The sequence below is a fragment of the Nocardia sp. CA-128927 genome, from assembly GCF_050955855.1.
GTDB lineage: Bacteria > Actinomycetota > Actinomycetes > Mycobacteriales > Mycobacteriaceae > Nocardia.
The window spans coordinates 1,874,008-1,884,923 of sequence record NZ_CP192087.1 but is presented as its reverse complement, the minus strand read 5'-3'; the positions used below and the strand labels follow the sequence as shown (position 1 = coordinate 1,884,923).

Genomic DNA, 10,916 nt, shown 5'->3' with positions numbered 1-10,916 from the left:
CTCTTTCTCTGGAATGGTATGGGAATGGCACACATTGCGCACCGAAAGGACGCGTAAGCGCCACTCGGCTTCGGGGCGTCACAGACCTTTGTCATCAACCGCCCACCGCCGCCAGCAAACCGGCACCTGCACAAAAGCCTCACGTACAGGGGGCAATCCACACCGACGCCAGGCGGGCGCTGAGCCGACTGACATGCACGATCTTGGCCGGATATGGTTAACAAACAACGTCCTATTTGCAAACACTTACACATCAGCCGCATTGCGCGCTATTTGCTACGACCAGACTACACGGCAACTCCGTGACTCAACGCACATATAGTCTTTGGATATAATTAGAAAACTATGATGGTTTGATTACGTCGACCATTCTGTCGGATAGCCCCTCCCTAAAGTACGGTCAGGACCTTCGGTTCGCATTGGGACATCGACAACCCGATGGGATAAGGTCGTCTCCGACCGACTTTGCTTGCGCCCGTTGGGATTCAGGCGCCCGGTCGGCTCGCCGCAGGCTGGATCGGCGGTGGCGCCGAGCATCTCGATGCCGACGCCCCTACGCGTCAGCCGACCTGGGTACAGTCCACCCAGCGGCACTGATGTGTAACAGTTTTGCCTCGACGGAAGACGCACTGTGTGGGGATTGGGGCGGCCCGCGCCGGTCGAAGCACAGCCGATAGGGAGTACTAGATAGATGCATGTCCGATGAAGCTTTCCGCACTACGCACCACCAGCGCTTTGCGGACCACCGTTGTAGCGCTCGCCGCCACGTTGTCCGTGAGCCTGCTGGGCGGCACCGCCTCGGCTGAGCCGCAGAAACCGTCGGCCGTCGCGTCCATCGCCAAGGACGGGCGCACCTGGCACCTCAAGGTCTACTCCGCCTCGATGGGCACCGAGATCAAGATCGACGTGCAGCGTCCGGCCGACGAGTCCAAGCCCGCGCCGAACCTCTACATGCTCAACGGCCTCGACGGCGGTGAGGGCACCGCGAGCTGGCAGGCCCAGACCAACGCGCTAGAGTGGCTGGCCGACAAGCCGGTCAACGTCATCCAGCCGGTCGGCGGTCGCGGTAGTTACTACACCGATTGGCTGAAAGCCGACCCCGCCCTCGGCGTGAACAAGTGGAAGACCTTCTTCACGGAGGAGCTGCCCCCGCTGCTCGACCAGACGCTGCAGTCCACCGGACGCAACGCGCTGACCGGTCTGTCGACCTCCGGCACCTCGGTGCTGCAGCTGGCCGAGGCCAAGCCCGGCCTGTGGAAGACCGTCGCCGCGTACAGCGGATGCGCGCAGATCGCCGACCCGGCCGGTCAGCAGTTCGTGAAACTCGCCACCGAGACGTGGGCGGGCGGCGACACCAAGAACATGTACGGCCCGTCCGACAGCCCGCTGTGGCGCGAGAACGACCCGGTCATCAACGCCGAGAAGCTGCGCGGCACCCAGCTCTACATCTCCAGCGGCAGCGGCATCCCGGTGATCGATGACGTCAACTACTACCTCGGTAGCTCGCCCGGCCCCACCGGCGCGGTCAACCTCGGCCTCGGCGTCATCATCGAGGCCGCCGTCAACGGCTGCACCAGCAACCTGAAGAGCCGCCTCGACTCGCTGAACATCCCGGCGACCTACCAATTCAACCCCGTCGGCACCCACTACTGGCCGTACTGGGAACAGGCCCTGCACGATTCCTGGCCCCTGCTCGCCCAGGGCATGGAGCTGCCGCACTGATCTGCCGCACCGAGAACCACACGGGAGGAGTCCACTGGACTCCTCCCGTTTTCGGTCGTGCCGAGCGCCTATCGTGACTGCGATGAGCGCACGCTTCGAGGAACTCGGCTGGCAGCAGACACCGATGGGTGAGATCAGTTTGCGGCGGCGGTTCGATCCCGTTGCGCGGGCTGATGTTTATGAGGTGAAGCTCGGGGACGAGTACCTCATGTCGAGTTTGTTCACCGTGGCGGAGCGGGAGCTTGCTCGGTTGGGGTTGGCGCGTACTCAGGGTGCGGATTTGGCCGTGATCGTCGGTGGGCTCGGGTTGGGGTATACCGCGCAGGAGGCGTTGCGGGACACCAGGGTTCGGAATGTCACCGTTGTCGAGTACTCGGATGCGGTGATCGACTGGCACAACCGCGATTTGCTGCCTACTGCCGGGTTGACTGCGGACAGCCGGGTCTCGCTGGTGTGTGCCGACTTCTTCGCCGCGGCGGCGGGTGCGGTCGGGTTCGATCCGGACAGTCCTGGGCGGACCTACGATGCGATTCTGCTGGATATCGACCATTCGCCACGTCATGTGCTGCATCACCCGCATGGGACGTTCTACACCCGCGACGGGTTGCGGGCGTTGTCCGCACATCTCGTTCCGCAGGGCACGTTCGCGCTCTGGTCCGACGATGCTCCGGACGACGAATTCCTGTCGATCCTCGAATCCGTCTTCACCGATGTCGAGGCCGAACAGGTCGCCTTCGACAACCCACTCACCCGGGGCCGGTCGACCAACACGATCTACCTCGCCACTCGGTCCTGACCTACGAGCGCGGAATGACGTGCAGTACAACGTCACTCAGCTGACCCGCGCTGACATGCGCCGTCAGGTATGTGTGCTCGGGCTGCCGCCGCCGATCCGTCGGCGAGCCCGGGTTGAGCAGTCGCAACCCGGTCTCCGTGACCGTGTCCCACGGAATGTGACTGTGCCCGAACACCAGCACGTCGGTGTCCGGGAAGTCCCGCGCGCACCGCTGCTCGCGACCCTTGGCAGGTCCGGTCTCGTGCACCACGGCCAGCCGCAACCCGTCCAATTCGGCATGGGCGATTTCCGGTAACCGAGCACGCAGCGGCGGGCCGTCGTTGTTGCCGTAGACGCCGATCAGGCGCTTGCTGCGCGCCTCGAGCCGATCCAGCAGTGTCACCTCGACCCAGTCGCCCGCGTGCACGACCACATCGGCCGCGTCCACCTCGCGCCAGAGTTGCTCCGGCATGTCCCGCGCGCGCGGCGGCACGTGCGTGTCGGAGATGATGAGCAGCCGCATGCTGTCCGGTGTATCACGCCGGGTCGGCCGCGGGTCTACGCATCCGATGGATGTTGATCGGCCACCAGAACCAGCGGCCGGCCAGCGCCGCGATGGCGGGCACGACGAACGACCGAACGATGAGCGTGTCGAGGAACAACCCGATGCCGACGGTGGTGCCGATTTGGGCGATGTTGTGCGCGTAACTCACCAGCATGGCGAACATCGTCACGCCGAAGACGAGACCCGCGGTGGTGACCACCCCGCCGGTATTCACCATCGACCGGATGATTCCGGTATTGATGCCCGCCGCCAGCTCTTCTTTGAATCGGCTCACCAACAGCATGTTGTAGTCCGCGCCCACGGCGACCAGGAATATGAACGACACCGGCGCCACCGACCAGTGCAACGGATTGCCGATGATGTGTTGCCAGATAAGAACTGTCAGTCCCAAGGCGGACAGGTAGGACAGCGCGACGGTGCTGATCACCGCGACAGCCGCGACGAGACTGCGCAGCAAGATCAAGACCACACAGAACACGAAGGCGAACGCGGCCGCCACGCTGGTGATGAAGTCCTCCTTGGCAAAGGCCTCGATATTGAGCAACGTGCCGCCGGGACCGCCGACACTGACCGTACTTCCGGCCAGCGACGTGCCCTTCATCGCCTGCAGCGAGGCCGGGATGATCTTCGCGCTCAGATCCATGGCCTCCCGACTGAAGCCCTCCATCTGCGGCGTCACCACCATCCGCGTCACCTTGCCGTCCGGCGAAAAGAAGTACGGCAGCGCACTTTTGAAGAGCGGGCTATCGAAAGCTTGACTCGGCAAGAAGAAGAACCCGTTGGGATCGCCCGCGGTGAACCCCTTGCTGACTTCGTCCAGGAATTGCGTCATCTCCGATATCTGCGGGAGCAGGATGTTCAGCGTGCCCTGCAGCGGTGCGAGCACACCGTTCACCTGGGTGATGAAATCCTGCAGGCTCGCGATTTGGGCGCCGAGCTGCGGAAGTGCTTGTGAGGCAGTCTGCGCACCGCTCACGAGTCCGTCGACGGTGCTGTCGAGCCGCCCCACATCGTCGAACAACGAGAACCCGGTGGCCGCCGCCTGGCAGGCCCGAACGTCTTGGCAATTCGGGATCGAGTTCACGAATTGCTTTGCGGGCCCGGCGGTATCCCGCAACGAGTTCAGCTTCTCGACCACGCCACCAACGGCCGACTGCAACGCGACGGCGCTGCTGTTCACCTGGGCGAACCCCTGTTCACCCGTGCCGAGCGCAGTCTGCACCCCTTTGATCGTGAGATTCAACTGATCGATCCGCCCGGCAAGGCCGGTCAAGTCGTCGAGCCGCGGGGTGAGCATGCTCTTCAGCTGAGTGAAGCGGTTGCCGATGTAGCCCGCCTGATTGGTCAGCGTGCCTTCTTCCAGCGGTGTCGTCAGTGGTCGCGTAATACCTTGCACCGCACTGACTCCAGGAACCGCCAGCACCGCGTTGGTCAGCTTCGCGAGCGCGATCAGATCCGCAGGATTGCGCAAGTCGTGATCGGATTCGACGAGAAACATGCTCGGCGCCATGATGTTCGGCGGCAGATGGCGGTCGGCCGCCGCGATCCCCAGGTTCGCGGGCGAATCACTCGGCTGGGCGATGCGCTCGTTGTAGCTCGGCCGGAAGGTCGGCAGCACAAGGATCGCGAGCACCAGCACGATGAGGCTGGCAACGAGCACCGGGGCCGGCCAGCGGACCACGGAGGTCGCGATCCGCCGCCACCGACGCTGCGACGACTGCGGACGCGGCTCCAGGAAACCGAGACGACTGCCGAGCGCCAGCAATGCGGGTCCCAGCGTCAATGCCGCAGCGAGAGTGACGCTTACCGCGATCGTGCACGGCAAGCCGGAGGTGCTGAAGATCGCGAGTCGGGTGACGGACATGCACGCGGTCGCACCGGCCACCGTCAAACCCGATGCCACGATGATGTGCAGAACCCCGTGCAGCGCTGTGTAATACGCGGTTTCCGGATCCTCGCCCGCGCGGCGGGCCTCCTGATATCTACCGAGCAGGAAGATGCCGTAGTTCGTGCCCGCCCCGAGCACGATCACCGCGAGCAACGCGGACGCGAAGATCGAGACACCGATTACCTCGTGCTGGCCGAGATAGGCCACCACGGGCCTGGCCACCGCGAGACCCATTCCGACCGTCAGCAGCGGCATCGCGACCGTGATCGGCGAGCGATAGACGAAGAGCAGCACCGCACCGACCAGGCCGGCGCACACGACGATGAGCAGCAGCATCGAATCGTTGATCGCGACGAGTTCATCGTTGACGACCGCGGACGGACCCGTCAGGTGCACCTTGATTCCCGGCGGTGGCGGGGTGTCCGCGATGATGTCCCTGGCCGCCTGCGTGGATTCCATGGCCAGCGCCGTGCCCATATTCCCGGCCAGGTTGAGCAGCACGAACGACGCTTTCCCGTCGGAACTCTCGCTGGCCGGGGAGAAGTTCGGGTTGGACCACAGGTCCATCGCGGAGTTGACGTGTTTTTTGTCCTGGGTCAGCCGGTTGAGCAGCGCCGTGTAATAGCGGTGCGCGTCATTGCCGAGCGGAGCGTCGCCTTCGAGCAGCACATAGACGAAGTTGTTCGTGCCTGCCCCGCCGAAGGAGTTGCCCATCTTGACGATCGCCTGCACCGAGGAGGCCTCGTCCGGAAGAAAGGATTCGGCGTGCCCGTTGACCACCGTTTCCAGTTGCGGGACAAAGAGATTGAGCCCGCCCGCGACAAGCAACCACACCGCGATGATCGGTACCGAGAACATGTACAGCAGCCGCGCCAGCAACGGTCGGCCCGGCGCGCGGCGCGCAAGCGTCCGGTCGAACGGCACCGATAACTCCGCGCGCATTCGGACGAGCACTTCACGCGTGCGGATCGAGGCGCGCGTCATCCGCTCGTTCATGACACCGGCACCGTGCAGTTGACCGAGGCGAACCGCCCTTTCGACACCTGCGCATCACGGGATTGCCCATCGACGACTATCCGGCACGAGACCTGGTCGGCGTCCGATTGGGCGACCACACCCGTCGGGAGAGTCAGTTTGTGGGTGCGCAACGAAGTCCGCCACGGGAGGTCGGCCGAGACGTCCTTGACGTTGCCCTGCTCGTCGAGATACGACAGCCGCACCGGGGTTCCTGCCGGACCGTCGATTTCGTAGTCGATGACCTTCTCGCCCGTTCGTCCGAGCGTCGGAGGCTTGGTCGAATGCCCGATCGCCAAGTCTGGGATCTCACGCAGTCGCAGCCCGGCGATGAATATGGCGGTCACACCTAGAACCAGGAGTACAACGCCGTATACCCAGGCACTCTTCATCACGTTCTCCGCTATCTGTTCGAGCCCTTGGGTCCTTTTCGCCAGCACGTCGGCGGCATATTGCCGTGACGCACGGTAACAGACACAATCGCGGATAAGTAATATGACATACCTCATATTGGTGCCATGTTTGTGGCCTTGACCACGCCTTTTGAACCGAGGCCTCGACGAGTCAGGCTGGCAAGGGCTGGTCAGCGCCGCAGACTCAGCCCGCCGGGCACCCGCCCGTCCGCGCTGCCACCGGACACCGCAGGCAGGGCGGCAACAGGCTGCTCGTCGACCACGTGTGCCAGCGGATCCCGTTCCGCCGCAATGATTTCCGCGGGCAGGTGCAACCGGGCGACGATCCCGCTGACCGGCGACGCGTTCAACTCGACCTCGATGCCGAGCCGCCGCGCCAATCGCCCGACCACGTAGTGCCCGAGATACCGCGACGGCGCGACGACGAAGTCCCGTTCGCCGCGCAGGCGGGCGTTGGCCTCGGCCAACTTGTCCGAGGGCATGCCGATGCCGTGGTCGACCACGGCGAGCAGATACCCGGTCGGCAGCATCCGGCCGTAGATCTCCACCTCGAGATCCGGCGGCGAGTAGGCGAGTCCGTTCTCGATCAGCTCGGCGAGCATGTGGGCGAGCGCGGTGACCACCCCGCCGACGATCGCGACCTCGTCCACTCGATGCACCACCACCGGGTGATAGTCGTCCACCTCGGACAGCCCGGCCCGGATCACGTCGGTGAGCGCGATCGGCTCGGCCCAGCGCCGCGGGCTGGCCTCGCCGACCAGCACCAGCAGGTTCTCCGCGTTGCGGCGCATGCGGGTGGCCAGGTGGTCGAGTTCGAACAGGTTGGACAGGCCCTTGGGATCGAGTTCCGCGCGCTCGAATTCGCTGATCAAGCCGAGCTGGCGGCGGACCAGGTTCTGGTTGCGGCGCGCGAGGTTGGCCAGGGATTCGACGGTATTGCGCCGCACCGTCGCCTGCTCCGAGGCCAACGCGAACGCGGTACTCTGCACGCCGTCCAATGCCGCTGCCAGCGCGTTGATTTCGGTGCTCGCGCCGGGCGCGGCGTACACCGGCTCGGGCGGCGGCGGCTGGGATTGGTCGGAGGCGTGCCAGGCCGCGATGATGCCGGGCAGCCTGCGATCGGCGACGTCGTCGGCGTCGGCCGCCAGCTTCGCGAGCGGGCGGACGATCGCTCGAATGCTGACGAAAACCATTGTCACCTCGGCGATTACCGCGATCAGCGCGACGAGCAGCACGCCGCCGAGGATCAGCGCGGCGTGCTTGCGCAACACCAGCGAACGCTGCCGGACGTCGTCACCGATCACCTGCTGCACCCGGCGCTGCTCATCGATGACCGCCGTCATCTGCGCCCACCAGGTCACCGGATCCACCGACCGCATCAGCGGTCCGGCGTAGGACGCGATCGCGATCTGTTCCGATTCCGCTGCCTTGGTTGCGTTTTCACTACGCAGCGCGGCGTCGACCAGGCGCTGCTGACGGCCGGTCGCGTCGCGCGCGAACGCGGCGAGACCGGCCGTCTTGGCGGCGCGGATCTCCTGGAATTGCCCGTACTCGTCGGGCCGGAACTCGTCGGCGGCGAAGACGCCGTTGAGGAAGCCGCGCTCCTTGGCCGTCTGTTCCTTCGTGTCGCCCAGCGCGTACAGCGCCCGCAGTCCGTGCCGGACCTGTGCGTCGCGCGCCGAATCCAGGCCTAGCGTCAGGCGATTCAGCGCCGAGATGCCATCGGTATAGAATTGGAAGGCCGTCTGCCTGCTGGTCTGGCGACTATCGATCTGCACTCGGGTCGCGGCGAGTGCGACGAATCGGTCCAGGGCCGAACGCAATTGGGCTGCTCCCGGCGTGTTCCCCATCGCGCCTTCGAGCGCGTTCAACGCCCGATCGGTGTTGATCCGCTGATCGGCGACGGACCGTTCCAGCCGACTGTCGCCGCCGAGCAACCCATTACTCAGCCCGCGCTCGCGCTGCACCTCCTGCACCAGGTCCTGCACGGCCAACGCGAGCGAAACCGCGTCCACGGTCTCACCACTCTGCCGATACGACCCGACCTCCCGGACCACGATCACGCCGAGCAACACCGACACCAGAACCAAGGAAACAATCAGGATTCGACCCAACTGCCCTCGAATGGTGCGCGGCCGAACGATCCGGTTCCGGGCAACCCCCCGTTCAGCACCCGGACCGGAAACGAATTCCGTTCTGCCGCTGATATTTCCCGCTCGCTGAGGTAAACGCATAACCTGCTCCTCCGATGGACACCGCGATCGCCCCACGGAGAGCACACGGAAAGTCAGCAGCAGCCTCCATCCACCCCACCCGCCTGTCAACGCAACAAACGGACAAATCGGGCACTCGTTACATTTCTAAACACGCTGGTAATCAACCATTTTCGAAACGCCGACAACCGCACAACCCCGCTGTGAGGTGCTCGCCCGATCACGGTCGATGGCGCACTCCACGTAGGGCTGTTCACCACCCAGCAGTAGCGGCTCAGCCGGGCAGGCCTGCGATCGATGGCCAGCCGACGATCATCGCGCGGACGATTTGGCCCTGATCGAGCAGCCCCGCGCCCATATGTCGTCAACGACATATAGACTGTTGGAGTGAAACCGCTGTACTCGATCGAGATCGAGCCAGAAGTGCGGGACTGGTTGGAGCTGCTGCCCGCTAAGCACTTCCTCAAAGTGGACGAATATGTCGGCCTACTCGCCGAGCGCGCGACGACGCTGGGCGAACCGTTCTCGCGCCATCTGGGCGAGGGAGTGCGTGAGCTACGACCGACACTCGATGGCGCAGCGACCCGGATCACCTACTGGTTCCGGTCCGATCGCACCATCGTGTTGCTCACGACATTCCGCAAGACCAAAGACCGGGAGGACGCTGAAGTGAAGCGCGCCATCCACGCACGAATGGTGTGCGAGGCCGAGCACGGTTCTGCGCATGACGACTTCGTTCGCGTGATCGAAAAGGGAGAGCTGTGATGACCCACAGTCGATGGACGAGACGAGACGATGACGGACTGAACGAACCAGAGGCTGTCACCGAGGTACGGCAGGAGATCCGGCTGGCAATGGCGTTGGCCGAAGCCGTGTACCTCCGCCGCACTGAGCTCGGGCTGACCCAGACCGAACTCGCCGCCAGGGCGGGGCTCACCCAGGCGAAGATCTCCCGGATCGAGGGGTCGGACGCGGTCCCCACCCTCCCGTTGCTCGCGAAACTCGCACGCGCGCTGGACGCTTCGCTCAACATCGCGATCGACGATGACGACGCGCAGGTCAGTTTCACCCCGCATACCAGCGCGGCATAGTCAACACTTCACTGGTCCAGCTGGGTCGGCCCTAAGTCAGGCGCAGCGTTGGCGTTCGAGGATGTAGTCGCAGGCGCGGCCCATGTTGTGGTGGCCTGCTTCGTCCAGTAGTTGCCAGGCGGCTGGGGACGAGAGGTGGAGTTCGTTGCGGAGGTCGAGCTCGTAGAGGCGGGCCCAGATGTTGTGGACTACTTCGTGTTTGGATTCGGTTTCGGCGCGGATGCGTTGGGTGAGGGCCAGGGCGTGGTCGGTGTCGCCGAGCATGCGCTGGTAGGCCACGAGGCGTAGTTGCCAACCGGTGGGGCCGAAGTGTTCGGGGAGGCCAGCGGCGGCTTGTTGGTAGTAGGCGTCGCCTGCGCGGTCGTCGCCTTGGTGGTGGCGGCACAGCGCCAACGCCGATGCGATGCGTGGATAGAGTCGGCTGGTGGTGCCGCTGGAGGCGTCGAAGCTGCCGGTCAGGTAGCGATCCGCCAGGGCGTAGTTGCGGTGGTGCAGGTAGAAGGTTCCGGCGGCCAGGAGTAGCTGTACCCGCGACTGTCCGGCGCCGGGATACCGTTTGCCGCACACGTCGTCGAGGAGACCGGAATCGGCGTTCATGCCCGCGTAGTCGTTCAGTTCGCCGCGGTTCCAGAACTTCCAGGCCGCGCACACCAGGCGCAGATCCAAGCCGACGAAGAACTCGGCGGCGCGGCGCTGTTCGGCGCTCGCCTGCTCGACTCGGCGCAGCCGCCGCATCGACTCCGCGAACCGGCCGAGCGTATTCGCATAGAAGCCGCTGAACACGTCGTCCAGCGCCGCCCATGTGCCCGCCGTCGACCCACTGGTCAGCAGATCGTCGGTGCGGTCGAACCGGCCGGTCAACCACCGGTTGTGCCGCAGCAGCAACCGTGCCACCTCGGCCAGCTCACGATCGCCGAGGACGCGGGCCCGCACGGCGAGACGCTCGAGCAGCTGATCCAGCGCCGCGTAATCACGCCGACGCAGCAGCTCGAAGCGCACATTCCGCAGCACAGACGCGAATTCCGGGGCCGTCGGGTCCCGGTCCCCCGCGGCCACCCCAGGCAGCGGAAACAACGCACCGACCCGGTCGAGACGGTCGATCCGCTCTGCGAGTTCGGCACGGGCGTACTGACCGACATCCCCCATGCCCGCTCTCCTCTCGTCACTGTGCAATGACGCTGTAGACGCGAAACGTGTTGGCACCATAAGCATCCCAGCAACCCCCGCGAGCTCGC

General features: G+C 64.9%; 9 protein-coding genes. 4 read left to right on the top strand and 5 right to left on the bottom strand.

From position 1 onward, the window contains the following. The first annotated feature begins 702 nt into the window (after positions 1-702). Both ACQPW1_RS08870 and ACQPW1_RS08865 read left to right on the top strand, forming a co-directional pair. On the top strand, positions 703-1,722 hold the full coding sequence (locus tag ACQPW1_RS08870) for an alpha/beta hydrolase (protein ID WP_433662246.1): 1,020 nt from the start codon (positions 703-705) through the stop codon (positions 1,720-1,722). An 82-nt stretch (positions 1,723-1,804) separates the two neighbouring features. Further along, positions 1,805-2,518 (top strand): spermidine synthase, encoded by a 714-nt coding sequence (locus ACQPW1_RS08865; RefSeq protein WP_433662245.1) that lies wholly within the window; start codon positions 1,805-1,807, stop codon positions 2,516-2,518. Position 2,519: 1 nt separating this feature from the next. Here ACQPW1_RS08865 and ACQPW1_RS08860 read toward each other — a convergent pair whose 3' ends face one another. From ACQPW1_RS08860 to ACQPW1_RS08845, 4 genes are all read right to left on the bottom strand, one after another. Then, positions 2,520-3,020 carry a metallophosphoesterase family protein gene (locus tag ACQPW1_RS08860; RefSeq protein WP_433662244.1) on the bottom strand — a complete coding sequence of 167 codons (501 nt, stop codon included), beginning with the start codon at positions 3,018-3,020 and terminating at the stop codon, positions 2,520-2,522. Positions 3,021-3,033: 13 nt separating this feature from the next. After that, on the bottom strand, positions 3,034-5,892 hold the full coding sequence (locus ACQPW1_RS08855) for an RND family transporter (protein ID WP_433665186.1): 2,859 nt from the start codon (positions 5,890-5,892) through the stop codon (positions 3,034-3,036). A gap of 50 nt (positions 5,893-5,942) precedes the next feature. Further along, positions 5,943-6,356, bottom strand: a complete 414-nt coding sequence (locus tag ACQPW1_RS08850) for an MmpS family transport accessory protein (protein ID WP_433662243.1) — start codon at positions 6,354-6,356, stop codon at positions 5,943-5,945. 191 nt (positions 6,357-6,547) lie between these two features. Continuing rightward, positions 6,548-8,458, bottom strand: a complete 1,911-nt coding sequence (locus ACQPW1_RS08845; RefSeq protein WP_433662242.1) for a sensor histidine kinase — start codon at positions 8,456-8,458, stop codon at positions 6,548-6,550. Between the two features lie 519 nt (positions 8,459-8,977). Here ACQPW1_RS08845 and ACQPW1_RS08840 point away from each other — a divergent pair. Then, entirely contained in the window at positions 8,978-9,355 is a 378-nt protein-coding gene (locus ACQPW1_RS08840; protein WP_433662241.1) for a type II toxin-antitoxin system RelE/ParE family toxin, read from the top strand. Beyond that, the gene (locus ACQPW1_RS08835; RefSeq protein WP_433662240.1) at positions 9,355-9,681 is read left to right on the top strand and encodes a helix-turn-helix domain-containing protein; all 327 of its coding nucleotides are present in this window, start codon (positions 9,355-9,357) and stop codon (positions 9,679-9,681) included. Before ACQPW1_RS08840 ends, ACQPW1_RS08835 begins: the two co-directional genes overlap by 1 nt. A 36-nt stretch (positions 9,682-9,717) precedes the next feature. Here ACQPW1_RS08835 and ACQPW1_RS08830 read toward each other — a convergent pair whose 3' ends face one another. After that, entirely contained in the window at positions 9,718-10,827 is a 1,110-nt protein-coding gene (locus tag ACQPW1_RS08830; RefSeq protein ID WP_433662239.1) for a hypothetical protein, read from the bottom strand. Positions 10,828-10,916 lie beyond the last annotated feature (89 nt).

What these genes read in the sequence shown, in the direction of transcription:
- ACQPW1_RS08870 (WP_433662246.1), top strand. Translation starts at nt 703, where the DNA reads ATGAAGCTTTCCGCACTACGCACCACCAGCGCTTTGCGGACCACCGTT.
- ACQPW1_RS08865 (WP_433662245.1), top strand. Translation starts at nt 1,805, where the DNA reads ATGAGCGCACGCTTCGAGGAACTCGGCTGGCAGCAGACACCGATGGGT.
- ACQPW1_RS08860 (WP_433662244.1), bottom strand. Translation starts at nt 3,020, where the DNA reads ATGCGGCTGCTCATCATCTCCGACACGCACGTGCCGCCGCGCGCGCGG.
- ACQPW1_RS08855 (WP_433665186.1), bottom strand. Translation starts at nt 5,892, where the DNA reads ATGCGCGCGGAGTTATCGGTGCCGTTCGACCGGACGCTTGCGCGCCGC.
- ACQPW1_RS08850 (WP_433662243.1), bottom strand. Translation starts at nt 6,356, where the DNA reads ATGAAGAGTGCCTGGGTATACGGCGTTGTACTCCTGGTTCTAGGTGTG.
- ACQPW1_RS08835 (WP_433662240.1), top strand. Translation starts at nt 9,355, where the DNA reads ATGACCCACAGTCGATGGACGAGACGAGACGATGACGGACTGAACGAA.
- ACQPW1_RS08830 (WP_433662239.1), bottom strand. Translation starts at nt 10,827, where the DNA reads ATGGGGGATGTCGGTCAGTACGCCCGTGCCGAACTCGCAGAGCGGATC.